The 23,320-nt window shown below is 37.6% G+C and carries 25 protein-coding genes and 7 tRNA genes; 26 read left to right on the forward strand and 6 right to left on the reverse strand.

The window, feature by feature from the left end; translation table 11 throughout:
* The first annotated feature begins 59 nt into the window (after positions 1-59).
* The 8 genes from C6Y07_RS16270 (at position 60) to C6Y07_RS16305 (ending at position 2,793) form a co-directional block, all read left to right on the forward strand.
* The gene (locus tag C6Y07_RS16270; RefSeq protein ID WP_106157055.1) at positions 60-1,907 is read left to right on the forward strand and encodes a sigma-54-dependent Fis family transcriptional regulator; all 1,848 of its coding nucleotides are present in this window, start codon (positions 60-62) and stop codon (positions 1,905-1,907) included.
* Positions 1,908-2,118: 211 nt separating this feature from the next.
* Positions 2,119-2,193, forward strand: a tRNA-Asn gene (locus tag C6Y07_RS16275).
* A gap of 4 nt (positions 2,194-2,197) precedes the next feature.
* Positions 2,198-2,288: transfer RNA gene (locus C6Y07_RS16280), tRNA-Ser, on the forward strand.
* A 9-nt stretch (positions 2,289-2,297) separates the two neighbouring features.
* A tRNA-Glu gene (locus C6Y07_RS16285) sits at positions 2,298-2,369 on the forward strand.
* 20 nt (positions 2,370-2,389) lie between these two features.
* A tRNA-Gln gene (locus C6Y07_RS16290) sits at positions 2,390-2,464 on the forward strand.
* Positions 2,465-2,495: 31 nt separating this feature from the next.
* Positions 2,496-2,571, forward strand: a tRNA-Lys gene (locus C6Y07_RS16295).
* A gap of 7 nt (positions 2,572-2,578) precedes the next feature.
* Positions 2,579-2,661 (forward strand) — tRNA-Leu (locus C6Y07_RS16300).
* A 48-nt stretch (positions 2,662-2,709) separates the two neighbouring features.
* Positions 2,710-2,793, forward strand: a tRNA-Leu gene (locus C6Y07_RS16305).
* A 346-nt stretch (positions 2,794-3,139) separates the two neighbouring features.
* Here the strand turns inward: C6Y07_RS16305 and C6Y07_RS19355 are convergent.
* Together C6Y07_RS19355 and C6Y07_RS19015 are read right to left on the reverse strand one after the other, a co-directional pair.
* Complete coding sequence (locus C6Y07_RS19355; protein ID WP_189318385.1) at positions 3,140-3,262, reverse strand: class III lanthipeptide; 123 nt, start codon at positions 3,260-3,262, stop codon at positions 3,140-3,142.
* A gap of 61 nt (positions 3,263-3,323) precedes the next feature.
* On the reverse strand, positions 3,324-3,473 hold the full coding sequence (locus C6Y07_RS19015) for a class III lanthipeptide (RefSeq protein ID WP_189318386.1): 150 nt from the start codon (positions 3,471-3,473) through the stop codon (positions 3,324-3,326).
* 135 nt (positions 3,474-3,608) lie between these two features.
* Here C6Y07_RS19015 and C6Y07_RS16310 point away from each other — a divergent pair, with 135 nt between their 5' ends.
* From C6Y07_RS16310 to C6Y07_RS16330, 9 genes are all read left to right on the forward strand, one after another.
* Positions 3,609-4,262: a trypsin-like serine peptidase gene (locus C6Y07_RS16310; protein ID WP_106157056.1), complete on the forward strand. Its 654-nt coding sequence runs from the start codon at positions 3,609-3,611 to the stop codon at positions 4,260-4,262.
* Positions 4,263-4,276: 14 nt separating this feature from the next.
* A complete protein-coding gene (lanKC, locus tag C6Y07_RS16315) occupies positions 4,277-6,964 on the forward strand; it encodes a class III lanthionine synthetase LanKC (RefSeq protein ID WP_106157058.1) in 2,688 nt (895 codons plus the stop codon).
* Entirely contained in the window at positions 6,927-7,055 is a 129-nt protein-coding gene (locus C6Y07_RS19360; RefSeq protein WP_189318387.1) for a class III lanthipeptide, read from the forward strand. The genes lanKC and C6Y07_RS19360 overlap by 38 nt, the downstream gene beginning before the upstream one ends.
* Positions 7,056-7,079: 24 nt before the next feature.
* Positions 7,080-7,208 carry a class III lanthipeptide gene (locus tag C6Y07_RS19025; protein ID WP_189318388.1) on the forward strand — a complete coding sequence of 43 codons (129 nt, stop codon included), beginning with the start codon at positions 7,080-7,082 and terminating at the stop codon, positions 7,206-7,208.
* Positions 7,209-7,231: 23 nt separating this feature from the next.
* Complete coding sequence (locus tag C6Y07_RS19365; RefSeq protein ID WP_189318389.1) at positions 7,232-7,360, forward strand: class III lanthipeptide; 129 nt, start codon at positions 7,232-7,234, stop codon at positions 7,358-7,360.
* 23 nt (positions 7,361-7,383) lie between these two features.
* Positions 7,384-7,512: a class III lanthipeptide gene (locus C6Y07_RS19370; protein WP_189318388.1), complete on the forward strand. Its 129-nt coding sequence runs from the start codon at positions 7,384-7,386 to the stop codon at positions 7,510-7,512.
* 716 nt (positions 7,513-8,228) lie between these two features.
* Entirely contained in the window at positions 8,229-9,962 is a 1,734-nt protein-coding gene (locus tag C6Y07_RS16320) for an ABC transporter ATP-binding protein (protein WP_106157060.1), read from the forward strand.
* A 205-nt stretch (positions 9,963-10,167) separates the two neighbouring features.
* Positions 10,168-10,545, forward strand: a complete 378-nt coding sequence (locus tag C6Y07_RS16325) for a hypothetical protein (protein WP_060595603.1) — start codon at positions 10,168-10,170, stop codon at positions 10,543-10,545.
* A gap of 506 nt (positions 10,546-11,051) precedes the next feature.
* Positions 11,052-11,255 (forward strand): cold-shock protein, encoded by a 204-nt coding sequence (locus tag C6Y07_RS16330; RefSeq protein WP_003214229.1) that lies wholly within the window; start codon positions 11,052-11,054, stop codon positions 11,253-11,255.
* Between the two features lie 287 nt (positions 11,256-11,542).
* Here the strand turns inward: C6Y07_RS16330 and C6Y07_RS16335 are convergent, their stop codons facing one another.
* Positions 11,543-12,004, reverse strand: coding sequence for a CarD family transcriptional regulator (locus C6Y07_RS16335; protein ID WP_106037132.1), 462 nt, complete (start codon positions 12,002-12,004; stop codon positions 11,543-11,545).
* A 272-nt stretch (positions 12,005-12,276) separates the two neighbouring features.
* Positions 12,277-13,326 carry an NAD(P)-dependent alcohol dehydrogenase gene (locus C6Y07_RS16340; protein ID WP_060595604.1) on the reverse strand — a complete coding sequence of 350 codons (1,050 nt, stop codon included), beginning with the start codon at positions 13,324-13,326 and terminating at the stop codon, positions 12,277-12,279.
* Positions 13,327-13,531: 205 nt separating this feature from the next.
* Here C6Y07_RS16340 and C6Y07_RS16345 point away from each other — a divergent pair, with 205 nt between their 5' ends.
* Positions 13,532-13,933, forward strand: coding sequence for a MerR family transcriptional regulator (locus tag C6Y07_RS16345; protein ID WP_060595605.1), 402 nt, complete (start codon positions 13,532-13,534; stop codon positions 13,931-13,933).
* A 42-nt stretch (positions 13,934-13,975) separates the two neighbouring features.
* Here the strand turns inward: C6Y07_RS16345 and bglS are convergent, their stop codons facing one another.
* Positions 13,976-14,707: a beta-glucanase gene (gene bglS, locus C6Y07_RS16350; RefSeq protein ID WP_060595606.1), complete on the reverse strand. Its 732-nt coding sequence runs from the start codon at positions 14,705-14,707 to the stop codon at positions 13,976-13,978.
* Positions 14,708-15,064: 357 nt separating this feature from the next.
* Between bglS and C6Y07_RS16355 the strand changes: the two genes are divergently transcribed.
* The 7 genes from C6Y07_RS16355 (at position 15,065) to C6Y07_RS16385 (ending at position 21,495) form a co-directional block, all read left to right on the forward strand.
* Entirely contained in the window at positions 15,065-15,643 is a 579-nt protein-coding gene (locus C6Y07_RS16355; RefSeq protein ID WP_034666049.1) for a TetR/AcrR family transcriptional regulator, read from the forward strand.
* Between the two features lie 72 nt (positions 15,644-15,715).
* Entirely contained in the window at positions 15,716-17,155 is a 1,440-nt protein-coding gene (locus tag C6Y07_RS16360; RefSeq protein WP_034666046.1) for a DHA2 family efflux MFS transporter permease subunit, read from the forward strand.
* 194 nt (positions 17,156-17,349) lie between these two features.
* Positions 17,350-18,243 carry an alpha/beta hydrolase gene (locus tag C6Y07_RS16365; RefSeq protein ID WP_106037135.1) on the forward strand — a complete coding sequence of 298 codons (894 nt, stop codon included), beginning with the start codon at positions 17,350-17,352 and terminating at the stop codon, positions 18,241-18,243.
* Between the two features lie 143 nt (positions 18,244-18,386).
* Positions 18,387-18,752: an MmcQ/YjbR family DNA-binding protein gene (locus tag C6Y07_RS16370; protein WP_060595608.1), complete on the forward strand. Its 366-nt coding sequence runs from the start codon at positions 18,387-18,389 to the stop codon at positions 18,750-18,752.
* A gap of 104 nt (positions 18,753-18,856) precedes the next feature.
* A complete protein-coding gene (locus tag C6Y07_RS16375) occupies positions 18,857-19,618 on the forward strand; it encodes an SDR family NAD(P)-dependent oxidoreductase (RefSeq protein WP_060595609.1) in 762 nt (253 codons plus the stop codon).
* Between the two features lie 105 nt (positions 19,619-19,723).
* Positions 19,724-20,488 (forward strand): MerR family transcriptional regulator, encoded by a 765-nt coding sequence (locus C6Y07_RS16380; RefSeq protein WP_164847192.1) that lies wholly within the window; start codon positions 19,724-19,726, stop codon positions 20,486-20,488.
* Positions 20,485-21,495: an alpha/beta hydrolase family protein gene (locus C6Y07_RS16385; RefSeq protein WP_106039288.1), complete on the forward strand. Its 1,011-nt coding sequence runs from the start codon at positions 20,485-20,487 to the stop codon at positions 21,493-21,495. Before C6Y07_RS16380 ends, C6Y07_RS16385 begins: the two co-directional genes overlap by 4 nt.
* Here the strand turns inward: C6Y07_RS16385 and C6Y07_RS19375 are convergent.
* Entirely contained in the window at positions 21,492-21,677 is a 186-nt protein-coding gene (locus C6Y07_RS19375) for a hypothetical protein (protein WP_248065149.1), read from the reverse strand. The two genes, C6Y07_RS16385 and C6Y07_RS19375, sit on opposite strands and share 4 nt — an antisense overlap.
* Before the next feature lie 461 nt (positions 21,678-22,138).
* Here C6Y07_RS19375 and C6Y07_RS16395 point away from each other — a divergent pair, with 461 nt between their 5' ends.
* A complete protein-coding gene (locus tag C6Y07_RS16395; protein WP_066031270.1) occupies positions 22,139-23,287 on the forward strand; it encodes a type II asparaginase in 1,149 nt (382 codons plus the stop codon).
* Positions 23,288-23,320: the final 33 nt, after the last annotated feature.

Raw genomic sequence — 23,320 nt, forward strand, 5'->3', positions numbered from 1 at the left:
TTGAAAGCGCTTTTATAATTATCTATAATGAATAAAAAGCCCCCAGAGGAGAGGATGGAATGAATCCGACGCCTTGTTATTTAAATACGTGGAAACGTTTTGTTCGTGAAGGTTTGCTTGATCAGTCTCGTCTGAATAAGAGAGTGATGGAATCATGGCACAGGTGTAAACAGGCAAATGTTAATCCGTATTTAGATAAAGGACAGTCGTTGTTAGAAAAGGAATTATTCAGTGCCCAAAAAAAGAAATACTCATTATTCCTCAATGCTGCTCTTCCTTACTTAAATAAAATCAGTCAGCAATTAAAAGAATCTGACATGCTGGCCTTACTTATCGATGCAGACGGTTATGTGCTAAGTCTGACAGGAAGCCAAAGAACGATGGTAGAAGCAAGAAAAATTAATTTTATGGAGGGGTCGCGCTGGACCGAAACAGATGTAGGCACGAACGCTATTGGAACGGCACTCGTCATCGGGGAAGCTGTGACGATCAACGGAACTGAGCATTTTTCTGTCGCCTCTCATCATTGGAGTTGTTCAGCCGCTCCTATTCGTGATGCAGACGGTACGATCATAGGGGTGATTGATATCTCCTGTATGGCGGATAACAAGCACCCTTTTATGCTTGGAATGGCTTCAACAGTTGCTTATGCCATAGAGAGAGAAATTCAAGTCCAGCAAAAAAGGAGAGAGATGGAGCTGATCACTCATTGTCTCCAGCAGGTGGAAGCAGACGAACCGTATGTGGTCTGTAATGAAAAAAAGCAAATTGTTTCTGCAAGCAGGTCAATTAGAGAACGATTTTCTGACTGGTACGGAATGGATGTCGAGCGGCTTAAGGGTCATCCATTTGTTATCCGGGGAACGCAGATCATTCAATCAGAGCAAGATGGAAAGATGCTGGGCATGTCCCTTTCCCTTGAAGAAGCAGCGAAAAATAGCATCACCGTTTCTTTTGCTCAATTTCCCGGGGAATCTGGAACAAGTAAGGTGTTTCAACAGACGCTCAGTGAGATGAAGAGAGCGGCACAAACAGATGCCAATGTATATATTTGGGGCGAAACAGGTACAGGGAAGGAACTGGCCGCTAGGGCCATTCACTCAGCCAGTGAAAGGCATAGAGGACCGTTTATTGCTGTTAATTGCGGAGCCATTCCTGAAAGCCTGTTAGAAAGCGAATTATTTGGCTATGCTGAAGGGGCTTTTACAGGAGCAAAACGTCACGGAGCTAAAGGGAAGTTTGAACAAGCTCATAAAGGAACACTCTTTTTAGACGAAATTGGCGAAATCCCATATGCGATGCAAGTAGCACTTCTTCGGGTGATAGAAGAAAGAAAAGTCGTACCGCTCGGCGGGACACACGAAATCCCTTTGGATATTCGAATCATTACAGCGACTCACCGTAATATGAATGAACTACTGAAGGAAGGAAAAATACGAGAAGACTTGTATTACCGTCTTCATGTCTATCCGATCAACATCCCGCCGCTTAGAGAAAGAAAAGAAGACATTCGTGATTTATATCGTTATTACCAAAAGAAGTACCACTGGAATGCGGTATTTCCTGAATCATTTTTTCAGACATTGCAGGAATACCACTGGCCGGGAAACATACGAGAGCTTTTTAATCTGTTTGAACATCTAAGGGTCCTCTTTCCGAAAGGCGGATGGATTGGTGAATCGCAATATGCTTCAGTATTAGAGACGATTGATCAGAAAAAGCAGAAGCTGCATCCAGCAGAGTGTACCGAGATTCCAAAAGAACTCACGTTTAGGGAGCGCATTCAAAAGCAAACAGTGATAGAAGCACTGCATAAAACAAAAGGTCATGTGTCAGAAGCAGCGAAGTTAGCAGGGGTGCCAAGAAGTACTTTTTATAAGTGGATGCGAAAGTTTAAGCTGTCTTAGTCTCCTGAGGAAGGCTGCATCAAGGCCCTTGGTCTACGTGAAGAGGTCGGGGGCTTTCTGCCAAGTTAAACAAATGGCATGGAAAAAGGCTTGACTGTTATATTAGTATATGTTAAATTATAAAAGCCGTCGCAAATGGGCCAGGAATGAAACGCTTAAAAATTCTTGACACATTTTTCTGGCATATATATAATGAAACATGTCTTATTATTCCGCAGTAGCTCAGTGGTAGAGCTATCGGCTGTTAACCGATCGGTCGTAGGTTCGAGTCCTACCTGCGGAGCCATAATGGAGAAGTACTCAAGTGGCTGAAGAGGCGCCCCTGCTAAGGGTGTAGGTCGCGTAAGCGGCGCGAGGGTTCAAATCCCTCCTTCTCCGCCATTATTTTATGGCCCGTTGGTCAAGCGGTTAAGACACCGCCCTTTCACGGCGGTAACACGGGTTCGAATCCCGTACGGGTCATGTTTTGTTTTTTGATTCGTTGGGCTATAGCCAAGCGGTAAGGCAACGGACTTTGACTCCGTCATGCGTTGGTTCGAATCCAGCTAGCCCAGCCATTTTTTATATATGTTTTTCTGCATAGCAGATGAGCCATTAGCTCAGTTGGTAGAGCATCTGACTTTTAATCAGAGGGTCGAAGGTTCGAGTCCTTCATGGCTCACCATTGTCACGCGGGTGTGGCGGAATTGGCAGACGCGCTAGACTTAGGATCTAGTGTCTTTATGACGTGGGGGTTCAAGTCCCTTCACCCGCATTGTTTTTTCAAACAGTGCACTTATGAATATAAGAGCACATCATACACGCGGTCGTGGCGGAATGGCAGACGCGCTAGGTTGAGGGCCTAGTGGGTGAATAACCCGTGGAGGTTCAAGTCCTCTCGGCCGCATCTAAGAAACCAAAGGTTGTAGACCTTTGGTTTTTTTGTGCTCTTTTTTATTAAGAAAGCTATCACAAATAACTCCTAAAATGTGAAAACATATTGATTTAAACTCTATTTTCTATTTAAGAACTGCTACTATAAAACCTTGTGTAAAACTAGGACAACTTGTTTGTTGATGAGAGAATATGAAAGGAGCAAATAGAAATTTCATCTATTCATTGGATAGATCAATATTATGTTTTAAAACTCAACTAACAAACTAATTAATTTGTATCCTAAATGGAAAGGGTTATAAAGAAGCTGCCCTTAAAAAATTTTAAGGACAGCAAGATGAAATAACCTCAACTATTAATTAACAAATAAACAAACTTATGTTACTTCTGCCTAAACATCCAATACTTACATTGGATTGGTTTTTATTACTCTTAGATATATCTGTTTCATAAAGCTTCTGTAGTGAAAGAATTTTTCTCATAATGTTTCACCTCCTATTTCTTTGAAAAATTGTGAAGAAGTGAACAAAATGTAAACCTATATTAAGAACCAACTATAGAAGTACAAGCGTATAGACTTACTGAGCTACCTTTACCACCTTCACAAATAAAAATGCTAAGAACCGATTTTCTGTCAGGGTTGTCACTTTTTTTTGTAGATAATTTTTGTAATGATAAAATCTTATCGGACATTTATAACACCTCCTTTTAGATTATGATTTTATAAAAAAAGTGAAAATTCACTTTTAACTATTGTAATATTTACCATAGAGTATTACAATATAAATAACTTAAATTGTATAAAAAGTCATAGAAAGGTAATAAGTCATGGATAATATATGTAAACTTAGTTATAAATTAGGTGAATCACAAGCGAAATCATTAGCTAGCGCATCTATTATCATATACAAAGGTGAATACTTTATTGCTACTGCAGCTCACTGTCTATACGACCTGGGGAGTAATGAATTAGCTAATAACATATCAATAGAAGTAGAGAAACAAGGGGAAAAACAGTCTTATGAAGTGCAAAATTTAGTAATACCTGAAAAATGGATTAGTACTCATAGGTTAACTTATGATTATGCCTTTGGAAGAGTTAATTTGACTCAAGAAATGAAGAAGGTTGCTTTTATCCCTAAGTTTGATTTTAGTGAGGATATCGAAGTGCATAATAGGGTGGTTACATTAGCTGGTTACCCCATCTCACTTTTTAAATCTCAGAAGAAATATTCCAAAGGTGATTTAGATTTAACACTTTTTACAGATGAACAGCTTGTTGGAATACGTTCTAAACTTAAACATGGAATATCTGGAGGTCCTTGGTTTTTTGAAAGTAATAATGAAAAATTTCAGTTTGGTGTTACATCTGCAAAAATTAATAGTTTTAAAAATATGGTTTGGGCTTCTGTTTGGACTAAAGATACAGAAAGAATACTTAATACGTTATTGACAAGCGAGCAGAAAATTATTCTAGCCTAAAGTGAGGGATTTTAATGGATTTAAGATACATTGAGTTTATGAGTCCAGGTAATTTATTTTATGAACTGGTAACACCGAATAAATTAGTAAACAAATATAGTATACCTACCTTAAATAAAGAAGAGTGGAAACAAAACATGGATATTAATTGGAGGTATTGTATTTATACAAAGGAAAAAATGCCAAAACAAGGTTGGAAAATACATATTACAACAGATATTGATGAGGCACAAAAGACTTTAGATATCGTCATTCCATATCTCATAAGAAATAAAGTGTCCTTTAAATTTGTTCCTAATGAGAGGCAATTATTATTTAAAAATTCCAAAAATGGAGATAGAGCATCTTCTGGTAAATTCATTACAATTTATCCTTATAACAAAAAAATTTTTCTAACGTTACTCTCAGATTTAGATAATTTGACAAAAGCCTTAAAAAAAGGCCCTTATATATTAAATGATAAGCGCTGGAAATATTCAAATGTCTTTTTCCGATTTGGAGCGTTTGTATCTATGACTGTAAATAAAGATGGACAAAATGTTCCAGCAATTCAACGACCTGATGGCACATTTATTCCAGATGTTCGTGCTCCATATTATGAAGTTCCGGACTTTATTGAAGAACCCATAGAAATACAAATGATGACTAAAAAAGTTGACGCAGAACTTGATAAAGAAGATACTTCAAAGTTTGATTCATATAATGTTATTTCTGCACTGCATTTCAGTAACGGTGGAGGAGTATATAAGGTTGAAAAAAATGGGGAAACGTTTGTAATGAAGGAAGGAAGGCTTGGTTCGGGTTTGGATCGATTGAAACTAGATGGTTTTAAACGAATTTATAAAGAGGCTGAAACAATAAAGCAATTAAGTGAGAAGCCTTACATAGTTGATTTTCATGATTACTTTGAAATTTGGGAAAATAACTATTTAATTGAGGAACATGTCTCAGGGATTTCTCTTATGGAATATGTATCGCAAAACTTTCCATTTTCATATAAAGAAGATAAAGATATCTATATGGAACGCATGTTGAATGTGATAGATCAGTTGATGGATGCTTTAAAAGATCTTCATAAGAGTAATATTGCACTCGGAGATTTACAGCCAAATAATGTATTGATATTAGAAGATTTCTCAATAAAACTAATAGATTTAGAAACTGCCGTAACTCCCGACAGTAAATACACCCCCGCTTTAATGACTCCGGGTTATGTTACGGATCAAGCAGAAACCTTTGAACAAGCAGATTGGTTTGCATTACTTAGAATTTGCCGGTTTTTATTTTTACCAATAGAAAATTTATCTGATATGTCAATTGATATTGAAAAAAGTCAGGATAAATGGATTGGAGAGAATTTTGGTGATGCAGTTTTACACAAAATTAAAGAGATCCAAGAAAATACCTTGCCAACCATTAAAAAATTAAGGGAAGCTTCTAATTTATTAATACCACCAATGGAAATAAACTATAAGAATATTAAAGAGATAACAGAAGGCTTAAGGAATGGAATTATAAGTAATTTAAAACCTGAATCTAAAAGTTTAATATCCGGAGATATTAGGCAATTTATTGAAAAAATAGGAAGTATATCAATTGCTAATGGAGGATTTGGTGGAATAATGGCTTTAGATAGGACAGGGTCTCTTTCCGATTCAGTTTATCAATGGGTTGATCATGTATTAGAGGCAATGTTAAAAGTAGACACGGAAGAATATAAGAATTTCCCATTAGGTTTATTTAACGGTGTCTCTGGTATTACAACTGTATTATACGATATTGGTTATAAAGAAGAAGCAATTAAAATATTAAATACAATACCCTTACCAGATAAAGAAGATTCAGATTTAACACTGTTTTCTGGATTGGCTGGAATTGGATTGAACTACCTAGCTTTTTATAACATTACACAGAAAAAAGATTTTCTAGATCGCTCAATAAAAATAGGAAACAGAATAATAGATGCCTATAAAAAAGGCTCTCCCATTACAGTAAGTGATCCTTATGCAATGCCATATGGTTTGTTAAATGGGTGGTCTGGAGTCAGCTTATATCTTCTAATGCTAGGAAAGGTGACAGATAATAGAAGAATAATAAAACTGGCTGGTGAAATTTTTAGTAAAGAAATAAGCCAAAACATTGAAATTGATTCTAAATTAGAATTAGCACAAATAAAAGAACACTCATTGGGCTATAAAAGGTTAATACCGTATCTTGGAGAAGGTGCAGCTGGTATAGCATTAATTATGCTAGAGTTCAACAAGAATCTTCCTAATTTTATGACAGAAACTAATGCGGAATTGTTCAAAAAGCTAGCAAATGTTACAGACTTATACAGCACATTTGCTAGCGGCATCTTTCGGGGTGTGGGAGGAATGATTATTCTTGCTAACGCAATGAAATGTGAGGAGCTAGATTCAGGCTCGTTAGAATACAGTATAAGAGCACTTGGTAATTATCTCCTTTATAAGCGAGACGAGGGGATTTTGAGCCCAGGAGAGTATGGTTATCGTTTATCTTTAGACTTACAAACTGGGAATAGTGGTTTACTTCTCGCACTTTCTGATATAGATAATGACAAATGGAATAGTTGGTTGCCGTTGCCTAAAGATAATAAATTAAATCTCTTTGAAGTAGAGAAGTCCAATAAAGGAGGTGAAATAAATGAAAAAATTATTATCACTTCAGCACAAAGCACTTGATAAAGAGGTTACGCTATTAAAAGGTAGGTCATCAATAAGTTTAGGCTGCGGCAAAATCAGTACAGTGAGTCTATTTCTCTGCGCTAATTAAGTTACCCTTAAAGGAGGTGAAACAATGAAAAAGCTACTATTACTTCAGCACAAAGCACTTGATAAAGAGGTTACGCTATTAAAAGGTAGGTCATCGGTAAGTTTAGGTTGCGATAAGATCAGCACAATAAGTTTGTATTTCTGTGGTAACTAATTACACTTAAAGGGGATGAAACAATGAAAAAGCTACTATTACTTCAGCACAAAGCACTTGATAAAGAGGTTACGCTATTAAAAGGTAAGTCATCGGTAAGTTTAGGTTGCGATAAGATCAGCACAATAAGTTTGTATTTCTGTGGTAACTAATTACACTTAAAGGGGATGAAACAATGAAAAAGCTACTATTACTTCAGCACAAAGCACTTGATAAAGAGGTTACGCTATTAAAAGGTAGGTCATCGGTAAGTTTAGGTTGCGATAAGATCAGCACAATAAGTTTGTATTTCTGTGGTAACTAATAAATTTTCGGAAAAATTATCTTAACAAAAGAGAGGTAAGTCTCCTCTCTTTCTTTATACTATTCAAAAAAGAAGTTGGCATAAATATCAAAAAAGAGAAAATTGGAAATATCGTAAAGTTTCAAAATTCAGATATTCGTTCGTTATATACTGTAGGAACAACAGTAACTATTGAAGGTCAATCTCTTATATCTTCAGCTAGTATAACTTCTGTTTAATCAACCTTCCTGTAAGCATCATCAGTGCAGATTTACGCAATAATTAACCTGTTGACCGATTGTAAATATGGATTTAAGATACTTTAAATATTGTATCTCGTCAAACAATTTTATGAGTTCTTCCAGGCAACATTAGACAATATATTTTTATAATTGTGGTTTGTTTAGAGGAACTACGTGATAATATATTGATCAAGATTATAGTCATAGTACAAATGGCCATTACATAAAGACGTTAGAAATATATACATATTCTATTGAAAAGAAATATACACATCTGGGTTTGAGGTATCATTTATCAAATGATATATTTTCTGGTTCTGGTTCATTAGGATAGTTAATCGTAATATAAAAAATACTAATTATATGGAGCTACCTGTGATGAACATTAATATATATGAGTCTAACTCTTAATTTTTTATTTATGACTTTTGATTGAAATGTAAGATAGATACTTTGTGGTGAATGTGGATAGTCTATAGCAGAAAGGATATTATTATGAAACCTAAAAATCCCTTATTCTTTTTATTACGTAAAATAAAACTGCCATTATTATTAATTTTATTTGCTATAACTATTTCATCTGTAGGGAGTATTAGTGGTTTGTTTATACCTCTATTTACTGGTAAAGTTGTTGATAAATTTTCTGAGAACACTTTTAATTTGGGATTTATAGCGCTTTTTTTATGTATGTTTCTAATAAATGCGGTCTTGAGTGGTATTGGTTTATATTTGCTCAGTAAAATTGGAGAAAAAATGATTATGGCAATTCGTTATATGCTGTGGGAGCATATAATAAAATTAAAAATCCCTTTCTTTGATAATAATGAGAGTGGTTCAATAATGAGTCGTATCACAGAAGATACTAATGTTATCAACGCTTTTGTATCTCAAAAATTACCGAATATAATCCCTTCTATAATAACTGTTTTAGGCTCTATTATTATCTTATTGAGAATGGATTGGCAAATGACTCTAATAACACTTATTATAGTGCCTATATTTTTAGCCATAATTATACCTTTAGGGGGAATGGTGAGAAAAATCTCAAAAGCAGCACAATCAGAAGCAGCTAGCTTTAGCGGATTATTAGGTCGTGTCTTAACCGAAATACGTTTAGTAAAGATATCGAATACTGAAAGTTTAGAATTAAAAAATGCTCATAGTAATCTTTTTGAAATATATAAATTAGGGTTAAAAGAAGCCAAAATCATTTCAATTATACAACCATTAACTAGCTTTATTCTTTTACTGACTATAGGAATTATTCTGGGATTTGGTGGTATAAGGGTTTCAACGGGGGCAATATCTGCAGGTACTCTAGTAGCTATGATTTTCTATGTAATACAATTATCTGGCCCTCTTACTAATTTTTCAACCCTACTTACGGATTACCAACGAGCGATAGGAGCTAGCCAGAGATTGAGCGAAATATTACTCGAACATAAAGAAGAACTAGATTCTAATAGACATGTTTCAAATATTGATTTCAGTAATAGAAATTTGAAATTTTCAAGCGTTAGTTTCAAGTTTGATGATAAACAGATTTTGAATAAAATAACTTTTGATATCCCAAGTAGAAAGGTTACTGCTTTTGTAGGTCCGTCTGGTTCTGGTAAAAGTACTATTTTCAATTTAATTGCACGATTATATGAATTGCCTTTGAGCAATGGGAGCATATCACTTGGAGGAATACCCATTAATGAATTTAATCTATCAGATTGGCGAAATAAAATTGGCTACGTAATGCAAAATAACGCGATGATAAATGGCACGATAAAAGATAATATAGTGTACGGCATTAAAAAAGAAATTAGTGAAGAAGAAATCATAAAATATTCTCAATTGTCTAATTGCCACGAATTTGTTACTTTGTTAGACAAAGGGTATGATACAATAATTGGAGAAAAAGGATTAAAGTTGTCAGGAGGTCAACGTCAACGAATTGACATTGCAAGAAACTTTATTAAAGACCCTGATATCCTATTATTGGATGAAGCAACAGCAAGTTTGGATAGTGAGAGTGAGAGGAAAATACAAGATTCACTAGAAGAATTAATGAAAAAAAGAACCACAGTAATAATAGCTCACAGATTAGCAACTATTAAAAAAGCAGATCAGATCATATTCTTAGACCAAGGAGTAATTACTGGTAAAGGAACTCATGACCAATTAATGCGTAACCATGATAAATACAGGCGATTTGTGTCAGCCCAAAAATTGGTTGACTAAATAAATTTTTGTATCTCTTTATGATTGATTTTAATTAACATTTGGATCATTTATGTTAAATGTATTAAGGAAGATAAAAAGTTTAGTGTAACCTTAAGATATAAAGTAATAAGATTATTTCTGCTAATTGACTGCATATACTTCAATTAAATAACATAAAATGGTTATGGTTTTTCAAGTATTTATCGAAAAAGGAGTTATGATAATGTTAAAAAGGTTTTTTTTGATTTTGCTCACATTAATTATGTCCATAGTATTAGTGCTAGTAGCTGCCAAAAATTCTCCTGGGGATAATGTCATTTCATTTGATGAACCTCGTATCTTAATGATATCAATGGGAATAGTTGCATTTTTATTCATTCCGCCGTTAATTATGTCTTTTTTTAGTAATTTTGTTGTAAGGGTTATATCTGGTGTATACCAATGTTTTATTGTTCTTTCCTTTCTGGGGCTCATTCCAATAGGGTTTTTTATTCCGAACGGCTTTTTGACTATTGTTGTTTCTATTGCAGGAACTTTAATTAGCATATTTAGCGTTATAGTAACCTTATCTATTGATAAAAATAAAGAAGTTAAATCTTAACTGAATAAATAAAAAACTTTAGAAAGCTCTATCCTTATTCGAGGAAAAGGGCTTTCTTTTTTAAGTTTTCTGTTGTGGATGACTAAATCTTTGATAACGTATTGTGCTTGTAGGGGTAGTTTTTCGAAAAGCAAAGTTTTAGAACGTAGCCATTAATACGCTGCAAAGTAGTAAAGAAGCGCTTAATATAATAACTATGTGTTAGTCATCCTCCTATCAATGCTCCAAGTATCAAGGACATCTTCATTAGCACAAGTTGGATAGTTATCTAAAAAAGAAGATATGTTAAACTCAAATTTTTTATAATACTTTTTATAATAGCTATTCTCAATTTTTTGACCTTACACATTTAAAAATTGCAATTATTTCCGATTCATGTTACAATAAGAATAATTATTTTTGTTCGGCGTAAAGGATAGCATGAAGAAAGACTTTTCGTCTTGAGGATACTTTGGGCAAGGATAGTATAATACATTGTGTGGTAAACGCACTAGGAGGCAACAAACATGGAACAAGGTACAGTAAAATGGTTTAACGCAGAAAAAGGTTTTGGATTTATCGAACGTGAAGAAGGCGACGATGTATTCGTACATTTCTCAGCTATCCAAGGTGACGGATTCAAATCTTTAGACGAAGGTCAAAAAGTAACATTTGACGTAGAGCAAGGTTCTCGTGGAGCTCAAGCTGCTAACGTTCAAAAAACTGCTTAATCTTCATTTTTAAAAACAGGTTCTCTGTAGAGAGCCTGTTTTTTTGTGTTTCCAATTATTTCTTCAATAAAAAACCCTACTCAGCGTACAAGTAGGGAGATGTTACAAGGTAATCGTAAAAAAATTCATGCTTCAAAGGTTTATCAACAGTATAGCATATTGGATTTACAATATGCGGAATTTGCCTAAATAAATTCTTTTTTCTTTCATAAGTTGAAGGGTGGATAGGTTCTTAGAGAACATGTATTCAAAAATGGTGAGGGATGCCCAAAAGAGCGGCAGAGTTCTTAACAGAAACTTTTTATTTGCTTTTCTGTAATCCCTTTGATGACTTCTAATTCACTTAGCAAAAATTCATGGGCATCATCTAGCATTTTCTTTTCACTTGCATTTAGTGCTTTCTCTTTCTTCATACGCATCAGGTCACGTACAACTTCAGCACCGTCTTGGATGTTACCCGTTTTTATTTTGTTTGTATTAATTGTATGACGTTCTTTCCATGTCAGTATTTGATCTGATTTGCCATGCTGGAAAATGTGTATCACACTGTTTAATGCCAGTATATCTGTAACAGGTCTAATACGTGAACCCGACATTTTCCGTGTTGGTATCATCACTTTCATATGACTGATTGACATATTAATCACATAATACTGTTGTTTTTCATCAGAAAATTCTTTTTCTTCTATGGCTTCAATTATACCTGCTCCATGCATTGGATACACAATGTTATCACCAATTTGAAACATATCATCCACCTCCATATTAAGTACCTACTATAAGGGTACCACAAATCGATCCGAAATAATCAAATTTTTAATAATAACATGTTTATTTATTTTTTGTCAATAAATTTAGTTCTAAAAAAGAGAGATTATTTTGAAGAAATTTTGGGTGTGATTGTTTTTTTATTATCCATGATTTTTGAACATATCCTCTAGAATCCTCGCTATAAGAAAAACAGGATATCCACCATTAAAAAAGACCAGCCATTGAGCTAGTCTTTCAAAATAGAATCCGATCATAATGTCGAAATATCAATGACAAACCGATAACGCACATCACTTTTCAGCACACGTTCATACGCTTCATCAACTTGACTTGCGTTGATCACTTCAATTTGTGGTGCGATATTGTGAGCAGCTGCAAAATCGAGCATTTCTTGTGTTTCTTGTATGCCTCCAACGAGTGAACCGGCAATGCTGCGACGGCCAGTAATCAATGAAAAGACGTGGAATTGATCTGGCTCAGGTGGTGCACCGACGTTCACCAAGGTTCCATCCACACGAAGTAGGGACAAATAGGCGTCTATATTGATATTGGCAGAGACTGTGTTGAGAATGAGGTCATACTGACCGGCTAGTGTCTGAAAGGTATGAGGATCACTTGTAGCAAAATAATCTTTTGCACCAAATGACAGCGCCTCTTCTTTTTTATTCAAAGAGCGGCTCAATACCGTGACTTCAGCGCCAAGTGCACGGGCGAATTGAATGGCCACGTGACCGAGTCCGCCCATTCCGACGATGGCAACTTTTTTACCTGGCCCTGCCTTCCAGTGCTTTAACGGTGAATAAGTTGTGATTCCAGCGCAGAGAAGAGGACTTGCGGCATCAAGGGATAGTTGATCTGGAATGCTGACGACAAAGCGCTCTGTCACGACAATCTTCTGACTATAGCCGCCGTAAGTCGGTTCCCCGTCATAATCGAGGTTATTATAAGTTTGGACGACCCCTTTCGTGCAATATTGCTCGTCTCCATTTTGGCAATATTCACAGGTGCCGCAGGAATCAACAAAGCAGCCAACACCTACACGGTCTCCGATCTGAAATTTCGTCACATCATCACCAACAGCGGCAACGACTCCAGTAATCTCATGACCCGGAACCATTGGGAAAATACCGCCGCCCCATTCATCAAAGGCACTGTGGATATCTGAATGACAGATCCCGCTAAATTGAATATCGATTAAAATATCATGTGGACGAAGCGCTCTTCGTTCAATGGTTGTCCGTTCAAAGCTCGCTTTTGCATGTGAAACACTTAAAACGTTTGAATGGTGCGTCTGACACATTCTTGATCATCCTTTCAAGTAAGATTCTTTACTTCTATACTGTACGTCTTAAAGTGAACTCTAAGTCAATAGAGAACCCTCTTCAAGCTTTTCAACATCCTTAAATAAAGAATTGAGCCAAAAGCATCTTGCGTTCTCTATCAAATTGGAGATGATGAGAAGAAGGAATTTCATAAGGTGAGAGAAGAAGAGAAGGGTGAAAACAATGAAAATAGCACAAGCTGCAAAGCAGCTCGATTTATCTACTGCTACGCTCAGATACTACGAGAATATTGGTTTAATTCGACCGATCCGGCGTGATGAAAACGGAGTTCGTGATTATGCTGAAGAGGATATTCAATGGATTGAATTTATCAAATGTATGAGAAATGCCGGTCTCTCAATTGATGCACTTCGAGAATATACGGCTTTATTTATCGAGGGCGAGGATCGTACCCTGTCCTCGCGGAAAAGTATTTTGGTCAATGAGAGAGAAAGACTTGTAGAAAAACAAAAGGAAATCGAAGAGACGATTAAGCGGTTAGATTACAAGATAGAAAGTTATGAAGATATTATCCACAGCTATGAACAAAAGCTGGTTCATCAACTAAAAACCAGTTCAATTTAAATGAAGAAAAACCTGTGACTTTTCACAGGTTTTGTGATGTGGTTATCTTTTTGTGTAACGCACCCAGTTATAATGTGCGTGGAGCGGTGTAACACCGTTATAGGAGCCGAGCCATTCATCGACACCTGCACCATTCCAGAGGTTCATCATAATCTTTCCTGGAGTTTGAGGGATTTGAGTAGTGGCAGTATGTTTTAATTGTCCATCTACATACCATTTAATCGAGTTAGGCTGCCAGTCAAATGCATACGTGTGGTAAGAGTTTGCTGCATCAAAACCAAGGTTGACGATCTTTTCATGATTTCCTACACCATTGGTATAGTAGTTAAACTGAACCTTTGTCGTATCTTTTCCTAGAAATTCGATATCAATTTCATCCCAAGGCGTACCATCAGTCGGTCCCGTATAAGTAAAGAACGAAGACACGATCCCAACATTTTTGGCTGGTTTCATGCTGACTTCATAAAGCCCGTAGCCATATGTTTGAGTGGAACGGTTTTCTCCGCAGTCAAACTTATTATAGGAGGGACTTGTGAGCGATAATCGCATTTCACCTAATGACGTCATGGAGACATTATTTGCACGCCACGTACAGTTAAACATGTTTCCATTCGAGTACCCATCGGCTTTTTGCCATAACCCCGTATTATAGTTGTTAAAAGGCTCGTAAAACGACCCGCCTGTTTGTGCCGAGGCACCCGCAGTAAATGTGGACAAACTCAAGACTAATCCAGTGACAAGCAGCATCAACATTCGTTTCAAACGGTAAGACATGTAGGCATTCCCCTCTCCTTTTTTGAAAGCGTTTTCTTAATTGATCATACATGATTCTCTCAAAATGGAAAATCGGTCTAATATATGATATTAAAGAGGATTTTTTGCTAGATTCTTCTCTTATTTCATAGGAAGTTACTAAAGAAAATGGTATAAACAGCAAAAGATCATCAAAAACTCATTCGTTAAAATTGAGTTTTTGATCTTTTCATGCCATTTAATAAAGAATGATTGACAAAGCGGACAGTTGTCCGTAAGATAATATCGGGACAATTGTCCTAATGAGAATCAAAAGAGATGAGATTTAACACATAGAGATAAGTGCAATATGGATGAAGGTAAAGAAGGTGAGGCATCATGGAAAAGGATATTGGAAAGGAAATTGAAGAGGTCGCTTTTTCTTTGTTTCAGGAATTTGGCGTGGAAAATGTCAGCATGCATAAAATTGCCAAAACGGCTGGTGTTGGGCAGGGCACTCTTTACCGCCGCTATGCCAATAAAAGTGATTTGTGCCTTTCTATCCTTGGAGAAAGATTTGAACAGCTGATCCCTGCTTTGCATCTTTACTTGAGCAAAATCAGTGACCAGCCGGTTCGTGAACGTTTGCGTTATGTGCTCGAAGAAATTCATCTCATCGTCGGTCATCATTTAGACTGGATTCGGATGCTTACAATATCTGGAAATTTAGAGCAGACAAGTAAAGTGTATGATTGTCATTACAGTCAATCGCTTAAACAAATCATTCGTGATTTGCTGGAGGAAGCAGAAGAAAAAGGGGAAGCGAACATACAGGATATTGAGCTGACGACATTATGTATGTCCTCTCCGATGACGCCTGAACTGATGTTTTATATTTGTGAATCTGGTTATTCAATCGAAAAAATCGCTCAATTCGCTGCAGAGAAACAGATTTTATCTGTTTTCAATAGACATTGAAGTGGCTCATTTCTGACCAGCCTGACTTCCTATGATTGATCTAAATTGAAAAAGAAAAGGAGCCAACCTACTATGAACAAACAGCAAGCAGCAGCTTCTCATATTCGAACGCTGCCCATTATTATCTCATTTATTACAGCTGGTTTTATTGGCTTGTTCAGTGAAACAGCACTAAATATGGCGCTGAGAAGCTTAACGTTAGACTTTGGTATTGAAGCAACGACAGCTCAGTGGCTGACAACAGGATATTTATTAACACTTGGTATTCTCGTACCAATTTCAGGACTCATTCTTCAGTGGTTTACAACAAGACAGCTTTTCATTACGTCGCTCATCTTTTCGATCATTGGAACATTTATTGCGGCGGTTGCGCCAGTCTTTAGTATTTTAATGGTGGCACGTGTCGTACAGGCAGTCGGTACAGCATTGCTTCTTCCATTGATGTTCAATACGATTTTGGTGATCATCCCGCCTCATAAACGAGGCAGATCAATGGGGATTATAGGTCTTGTGATCATGTTTGCACCAGCTGTTGGTCCAACAGTCTCTGGTCTTATTTTGAAATCGCTGACTTGGCATTGGATTTTCTGGATTTCACTTCCGTTATTAATAGCTGCACTCGTCTTTGGTTTTATCTTTATGCAAAATATTACGGAGCCAACAAGACCAAAAATCGACATTTTATCGATTGTGCTTTCAACCATTGGTTTCGGAGGAATTGTGTATGGCTTTAGCAGTGCCGGTGAAGGCGGTGGCTGGAGCAGTATGCATGTGATCGTTGCAATTGTAGTAGGTGTCATTGGGATTCTTGTATTCTCTCTCAGACAGTTGAATATGAAGGAACCGATGTTGAACTTAAGTCCGTTTAAATATCCGATGTTTGTCATTGGGTTACTGCTGATCTTAGTGTGTATGATGGTGATGCTGTCTGCTATGATGATTTTGCCATTGTATCTGCAAACATCCTTGGCACTAACGACATTTACAGCAGGTTTAATGCTATTGCCTGGTGGAATTATCAACGGTCTGCTATCTCCAATCATGGGTGGGCTATTTGATAAGTTTGGACCAAAATGGCTTGTGATTCCAGGGCTTGTCATTGTCGCAGCGACGATGTTTGGCTTCACGAATTTAAGTGTGAATACATCGATTGGATACATTGTGACCCTTCATATTACGTTAATGGTCGGAATCGCGATGATCATGATGCCTGCACAAACAAATGGATTAAATCAGCTGCCGCCAGAGCTATATCCGCATGGTACAGCGATTATGAATACATTGCAGCAGGTGTCAGGAGCTATTGGTACTGCGGTCGGTATTTCGATCCTTTCATCAGGGACCCGCAGCTTTATGGAAAATGTGGCTGATCCCGCAAATCCGATGAACCAGCTGCTCGCCTTTACAAATGGCGTCCAGCATGCATTTATCTTTGCTGTGATCATGACCGTCATTGGTTTGATCATCGCTTTCTTCATTAAACGAGTGAAAGTAGAACAGCAAGTTTCATAAAATAGATGAAAAGCACTGAGGACCTAGCGCCGCAGTGCTTTTTTGATTTGCCCAATGCTTGTTTCAAAGAGAGCGAAAATGGGGAGATAGATAAAAAGTGAACCAATGAGAATGTGCTGCTGATTCAGTAGAAGGAAAAGAGGAAAAAGGAACGAATGAGTTAGAAGAAATGAATAAGATAGGAGACTGAGATCATGAACTTAGAAGAACAAATCAAAATCGCTGCGTCATTACGTCAACCAGCTGAAGGTTCATTACCGAGTCAATCGGAACTAAAACCAGTCCATCCTCCTGAAGTAAACAAAATGGAATATGACATTCCAACAAGTGCTGGCGAAACAAAGGTATGGGTATTTAAGCCGGTCAACACATCAAAGCAGCCGCTTCCTGTTTTTGTGAATTTACATGGCGGAGGATTTATCCTAGGCAGTGCTGAAATGGATAACCACTGGTGTCCGGTCATTGCAGACCGAGCGCAATGTATCGTCGTCAATGTGGAGTATCAGCTTGCCCCAGAGCACCCTTTCCCGGCCGCTCTTCATGAATGCTACGATGTGCTGAAGTGGCTGTATGAACACCCTGATGAGCTTCAAATAGATCCCAAAGCAATAGCCATTGGCGGACATAGCGCAGGAGGAAACTTGGCAACGGCTGCTTGTCTCTTAAATATTCAAAAAGGGAACAAACTCCCGATTGTCTATCAAGTGCTTGATTATCCGCCGCTTGATTTAGCCACTGATCCAGCACAAAAACCAGCGTTTGAAGAAGCGATCCCAGTTGAAATGGCGAGACTCTTTAATGCCTTCTATCTGCAAGGCCAAGATCCGCACAATCCGCTCGTTTCTCCGATCTTTGCCGATCGTTCATCCTTGGCACAAATGCCACCAGCTCTCGTTATCACAGCTGAAAGAGATTCGCTAGCTCAAGAAGCCGAACAATATGCGGAGAAGTTAAAAGAAGCAGGGGTAGATGTCACGTACAGACAGTTTAAAGGAGTCCCTCACGCCTTCACGCATGCCGGAGATTTAGCAATAGCTGAAGAGGCTTGGCATCTGATGAGTGATCAATTGAAGAAGGCATTTGAATAAGATAAGAACAGTGATGTAAAAGCACAGAACACAGCGGGTCTGTGCTTTTATTGTTGTTAAGTGAATGAAAAAGATCAGATATCTGCCTTCATTGTCGATATAATAGAAAGAATAGAAGACGACTTAAAAAAGGAGCGAATCTAATGGAAAAAGAGAAACTACAGGCATTTTGTCTTTCTTTAAAAGGAGTAACCCATGATTATCAGCCAGAATGGCATGCAGATCGTTATCATATTGGTGGAAAGATGTTTGCTATGATGGGCGGAGATGCGAATCGAAAACCTGTCATCACTTTAAAATGTGACCCTCAACGAGCTGAAGAACTAAGAGAGGCGCATGAGGGGATTATTCCGGGCTATTATATGAATAAGACTCATTGGAATTCGATTTACCTTGATGCGGACATTCCATCTTCATTTGTAGAGGAGTTAATCGAACATTCCTACCAATTGGTTTTTCACAAATTAACAAAAAAATCTCAACATGACATCCTCCAACATGATGAATGAAGTGAGACAAGTTAATAAACCGTGTGATTCTCTTCAAAATTGACTAGAGCGAAGTGCTGTCGTTATAATTTAACCAGTTAGAAGACGTTAATAGGGGGATATAATTGAGCTATACAGTCATTACAGGAGCAAGTTCAGGTATTGGGTATGAGGCGGCGCTAGCCTTTGCAGCACGAGGCAAAAACCTTATTTTAGCTGCACGCCGGCTCGAGAAACTCCAAGAACTGAAGAAAGAGATTCTTGATCAATATCCCGAGATCAAAGTAAACATACAGTCTGTCGATTTAACCGACATGGAGCAAGTGTATTCATTTTATGAATCGTTGGCTGAATATGAGCTTGACACCTTCATTAATAATGCAGGGTTTGGCCATTTCGGTTCAATAGGAGAACAGGATGTAAGTAAAATTGGGGATATGCTTCATCTGAATATCGAAGCCTTAACGATTTTATCCACTTTATTTGTTCGTGATTATGAGCAAGTAGAAGGGGCTCAGCTGATCAACATTTCTTCAAGAGCGGGCTATACAGTCGTCGGCAATGCCGTCACCTATTCAGCCACGAAGTTTTACGTGAGTGCCTTTACAGAAGGACTGGCACTAGAGTTGAAAGAAAAAGGAGCTAACTTACAGGCAAAAGTATTAGCGCCTTCCGCGACAGAATCAGAATTTGCAAAGCGTTCATTAGATGTAGACCAATTTGAATATGAAGGCAATATCAAGAAATATCATACATCAAAAGAAATGGCAGCTTGTCTGCTCGAGCTTTATGATCATGAAAAAACAGTCGGTATTGTTGACGGCAAGACATTCGACTTTGAATTGAAAGACCCGATTTTTACACATGCTGGTCCAAGTATGAAATAGAAATGACACATCACTGAGGGCAGATTTCCTCGGTGATTTTTTTATGGCATGATTGACTGTGTGGTAACCACATGGTTTAGAATGTGTACAAAAGGAGGGAATCTAGTGACGTATGTAACAAGTGGAGAAGTATGTAAGCTACTAAACATCACAAAGTATACGCTTCGTCATTATATAGAACAGGATCTCGTACGCCCTGCGAAGGTTGCTCAAAATGGATACCAATTATTTGATGAAAAAGAGATTTACACCCTTTATCAAATCCTCTTCTTAAAAAAGGCGGGCTTCTCTTTAAAAGATATAAGCGAGACCTTTTCGAATGAACAAAGTATCACTCTGTCCTACCAAGAAATGCTGGATCAGGTCGAGAAGCAAATACAGGAACTAAGCGAAGTGAAACAGCGTCTGGAGCATATGCTGTCGATTCAAAACAGCCTTCAGCTTAATAAAACAACCATCCAAGATCGGCCAATTCGGTATTTAAAACAGATCCCGCATCATCTTCTAAAGGGTGAAACAGAGCTGGACTTTAAACAAATCGTTCATCAAAAGGAGCTGGATCTGTCTCTTTTTGAGGAGAGATATTATGTGATCAATCTGCAAGATGACACAACAATTTCTTATTATGTATCAAATGAACGTGATTATGATGTGAGACTGGATGCAGGTTCTTACGCGGTCAAAAGCTTTTTAGCTGGAGATGAAGAGAAGGTCATTGAAGAAATTGAGGCTTTTCTACATGAAGTACCTTTTACACAAGAGAGTGCACAACCTTCTTCTATCATCTTATATGAGAATGTACCAGTCTCTGTCACGTACCAAAATTCAATGGTGTACACAGTTGAACAAGGAGCGGGGAATAGAAGATGAAAAAAAGGATTTGGCTGATCATCGCAGCAGCAGTACTCATTTTCATCGCAGCATTTGTAGTTTATGAAAACAGCTTTGCTATGAATGAAAAGGAAGTCGTCATGGAGACTGAAAATGGGACATTATCAGGTATCGTGACCACGCCTAAGAAAGCGCCAATCAAAGGAGTTGTGCTTTTTATACACGGAGATGGTCCTCAAAATGCCACATATGACGGAGGATACAGACCCTTAATGGAACGCTTTGCAAAGCAAGGCTATGCATCTATATCATGGGATAAGCCCGGGGTGGGTCAATCAGAAGGAAACTGGCTCCATCAATCCATGGAGGATCGTGCAAAAGAAGTAGACAATGTGATCAAATGGGCGAAAAAAGAGCCTGATCTTCAATCAAAACAAATCATCTTATGGGGAGCAAGCCAAGCAGGCTGGGTGATCCCAAAAGTAATGGCTGATCGAACAGATATCACAGCCTCCATTCTTGTCGGGCCTGCTGTCAATTGGATGAGACAGGGAAGGTACTATACACTTCAAACATTAAAAGAAGCGGATGCATCTAAAGAACAAATTCAAAAAACACTCAAAAAAGAAGATGAGCAAAACAAATTATTAGTAGAAGGCGCAGCATTTCGCACATATCAAAAGAAAACGGACGATCAAGAGATGACAAAAGATCGATTTGAATTCATTCAAAAGAACATGAAAGCCGATGCCACTTCAGATATCAAGTGCATCCAATCACCGACCTATTTGGTTTTGGCGCAGAATGACCGAAATGTAGATTCTGCTGAAACAAAAAGGATCTACGAAAAAGAAGTAGCACCTAAATGGTTGCATGTTCAAACAATTAGAGGCGTAGAGCATTCAATGCTGAATCCGCTCATTCATCATTCAAATACCCTGGTCACATTAGCAGCGATCGCCGCACCGAAAGACTTCCTGCTTAGCCAAGCGTACTTGGATCACTGTGAAAACATACTAGAGCAGCTAAAAACACCTTTGCATTAGGTGTTTTTTTCATGCGTTCTTTGATAAAACAAAGAATCAAAGATCCAGTAGATGAGACTGCTCATGATGACGATAGGCACAGATGCCGAGCTCCCAATACCATCAATGACAAAAAGCATGACAACCATTGCAATCAGTAAATAAGCGGCTAAATAAAGAGGATGGAAAGCCTTTGGCTGCAAAGAAAAAAACAACTGCAAAGGAACCGCAAAAACGAAATAATAAACAAAAAAGATGGGAATGTAAAATACCAGGAACGCAGGCTCTCCCTGAATCGGTGGATAGAAGCATACGAACAGACTGAGTAAAATCGAACTAAGGAATAGTGTTATTAGGATTTTGTGAAATGATTGAAGCATTTGCAATACGTATACTCCTTTTTTGTAAAATTTACTATATTTTATCATAAATTGATGATCTAGTATTGTTTACTTTTATTGATTGAACAACCTCAATATCTCCTCTTTTAAAAGTAAAGTTAGGTATTTAGATGTAAATAAATGATTGTGATAATGACCATTTTTCCTTTATTTGGTTCTGTATCTTTCGCCTCATGCCGATGAATGAAGGAATGGTATAAAGTAAACCCTATAGAAAGAGATCTAGCTTTGAATCCATCACATTTAAGAAGAGAGATGATCGAATGAACGTAACAAAATGGTTAGGTGCTGTCCTTCTTTCTGTTTTATTACTGTCGACAGCAGCTTGTGCCAATACAAGTACCCAAGAGAAAAATCAAAGCGAAAAAGAAAGCGCAACTAATCAATCAAAGGACAAAACGACAGCCGTAGAAACAGGGAATAAGTCCTTATCTAATATTAAGGTATTAGCGACAGGCGGGACGATTGCTGGCAGTTCGGACAGTGATACAGATACGACAGGATATAAATCCGGTTCACTTGGCATCGATAAAGTCATTGCTTCAGTTCCTCAGCTAAAGGATATTGCAAACGTTACCGGTGAGCAGGTAGCGAATGTTGGCAGTGAAAATGTTGATAATGCCCTTCTTTTAAAATTAGCCAAACGAGTGAATCAACTCTTAAATGATGATCAGGTGGATGGCATAGTCATCACGCATGGAACAGACACACTTGAAGAAACAGCTTACTTTCTACATCTGGTTGTCAAAAGTGATAAGCCAGTTGTGGTCGTTGGCTCAATGAGACCAGCGTCTGCTATCAGTGCGGATGGTCCGCTGAACTTGTATCATGCTGTCAAAATTGCCTCTATAAAAGAAGCAAAGGGCAAAGGTGTCATGGTCACGTTAAATGACCGAATTGCATCAGCTCGATTTATTTCAAAGACAAACACGACCACAACCGATTCCTTCAAGTCTCTTGAGCATGGCTACATTGGAGAAATTGCTGGTGAAGTGGTTTCCTTCTATAACGAATCAACAAGAAAACATACGACTGAAAGTGAATTTGATGTATCAAAAATAAAAGAATTACCGCAAGTTGATATTTTATACGGCTATCAAAATGATCATAAATACATGTATGATGCAGCAGTAAAAGCAGGAGCGAAAGGCATTGTCGTTGCCGCAGCAGGAAATGGAACGATGTCAACAGAAGCCATCAAAGGGGCAACAGATGCAGTGAAGAAAGATGTGGTCCTCGTGAGATCAAGCCGTGCGGGAAATGGAATTGTGACCCACGAAAAAATGGATGATGAACATCACTTTGTGTCATCGGATTCATTAAATCCACAAAAAGCACGCATTCTGCTTATGCTCGCTCTAACGAAGACAAAAGATACAGATAAAGTACAGACATATTATGAAAAATATTAATGAAGAAAGGGACCCGAAGTTTCGGGTCTTTTT

Source organism: Bacillus sp. LNXM12-1 (assembly GCF_003004375.1).
In the GTDB taxonomy this organism is placed as follows: Bacteria; Bacillota; Bacilli; order Bacillales; family Bacillaceae; genus Bacillus.

What these genes read in the sequence shown, in the direction of transcription:
- C6Y07_RS16365 (WP_106037135.1), top strand. Translation starts at nt 17,350, where the DNA reads ATGAACTTAGAAGAACAAATCAAAATCGCTGCGTCATTACGTCAACCA.
- bglS (WP_060595606.1), bottom strand. Translation starts at nt 14,707, where the DNA reads ATGTCTTACCGTTTGAAACGAATGTTGATGCTGCTTGTCACTGGATTA.
- C6Y07_RS16320 (WP_106157060.1), top strand. Translation starts at nt 8,229, where the DNA reads ATGAAACCTAAAAATCCCTTATTCTTTTTATTACGTAAAATAAAACTG.
- C6Y07_RS16310 (WP_106157056.1), top strand. Translation starts at nt 3,609, where the DNA reads ATGGATAATATATGTAAACTTAGTTATAAATTAGGTGAATCACAAGCG.
- C6Y07_RS16395 (WP_066031270.1), top strand. Translation starts at nt 22,139, where the DNA reads ATGAACGTAACAAAATGGTTAGGTGCTGTCCTTCTTTCTGTTTTATTA.
- C6Y07_RS19355 (WP_189318385.1), bottom strand. Translation starts at nt 3,262, where the DNA reads ATGAGAAAAATTCTTTCACTACAGAAGCTTTATGAAACAGATATATCT.
- C6Y07_RS16385 (WP_106039288.1), top strand. Translation starts at nt 20,485, where the DNA reads ATGAAAAAAAGGATTTGGCTGATCATCGCAGCAGCAGTACTCATTTTC.
- C6Y07_RS16340 (WP_060595604.1), bottom strand. Translation starts at nt 13,326, where the DNA reads ATGTGTCAGACGCACCATTCAAACGTTTTAAGTGTTTCACATGCAAAA.
- C6Y07_RS19025 (WP_189318388.1), top strand. Translation starts at nt 7,080, where the DNA reads ATGAAAAAGCTACTATTACTTCAGCACAAAGCACTTGATAAAGAGGTT.
- C6Y07_RS16335 (WP_106037132.1), bottom strand. Translation starts at nt 12,004, where the DNA reads ATGTTTCAAATTGGTGATAACATTGTGTATCCAATGCATGGAGCAGGT.
- C6Y07_RS19360 (WP_189318387.1), top strand. Translation starts at nt 6,927, where the DNA reads ATGAAAAAATTATTATCACTTCAGCACAAAGCACTTGATAAAGAGGTT.
- C6Y07_RS19370 (WP_189318388.1), top strand. Translation starts at nt 7,384, where the DNA reads ATGAAAAAGCTACTATTACTTCAGCACAAAGCACTTGATAAAGAGGTT.
- C6Y07_RS16330 (WP_003214229.1), top strand. Translation starts at nt 11,052, where the DNA reads ATGGAACAAGGTACAGTAAAATGGTTTAACGCAGAAAAAGGTTTTGGA.
- C6Y07_RS16345 (WP_060595605.1), top strand. Translation starts at nt 13,532, where the DNA reads ATGAAAATAGCACAAGCTGCAAAGCAGCTCGATTTATCTACTGCTACG.
- C6Y07_RS16270 (WP_106157055.1), top strand. Translation starts at nt 60, where the DNA reads ATGAATCCGACGCCTTGTTATTTAAATACGTGGAAACGTTTTGTTCGT.
- C6Y07_RS19015 (WP_189318386.1), bottom strand. Translation starts at nt 3,473, where the DNA reads ATGTCCGATAAGATTTTATCATTACAAAAATTATCTACAAAAAAAAGT.
- C6Y07_RS19365 (WP_189318389.1), top strand. Translation starts at nt 7,232, where the DNA reads ATGAAAAAGCTACTATTACTTCAGCACAAAGCACTTGATAAAGAGGTT.
- C6Y07_RS16355 (WP_034666049.1), top strand. Translation starts at nt 15,065, where the DNA reads ATGGAAAAGGATATTGGAAAGGAAATTGAAGAGGTCGCTTTTTCTTTG.
- C6Y07_RS16370 (WP_060595608.1), top strand. Translation starts at nt 18,387, where the DNA reads ATGGAAAAAGAGAAACTACAGGCATTTTGTCTTTCTTTAAAAGGAGTA.
- C6Y07_RS16360 (WP_034666046.1), top strand. Translation starts at nt 15,716, where the DNA reads ATGAACAAACAGCAAGCAGCAGCTTCTCATATTCGAACGCTGCCCATT.
- lanKC (WP_106157058.1), top strand. Translation starts at nt 4,277, where the DNA reads ATGGATTTAAGATACATTGAGTTTATGAGTCCAGGTAATTTATTTTAT.
- C6Y07_RS16325 (WP_060595603.1), top strand. Translation starts at nt 10,168, where the DNA reads ATGTTAAAAAGGTTTTTTTTGATTTTGCTCACATTAATTATGTCCATA.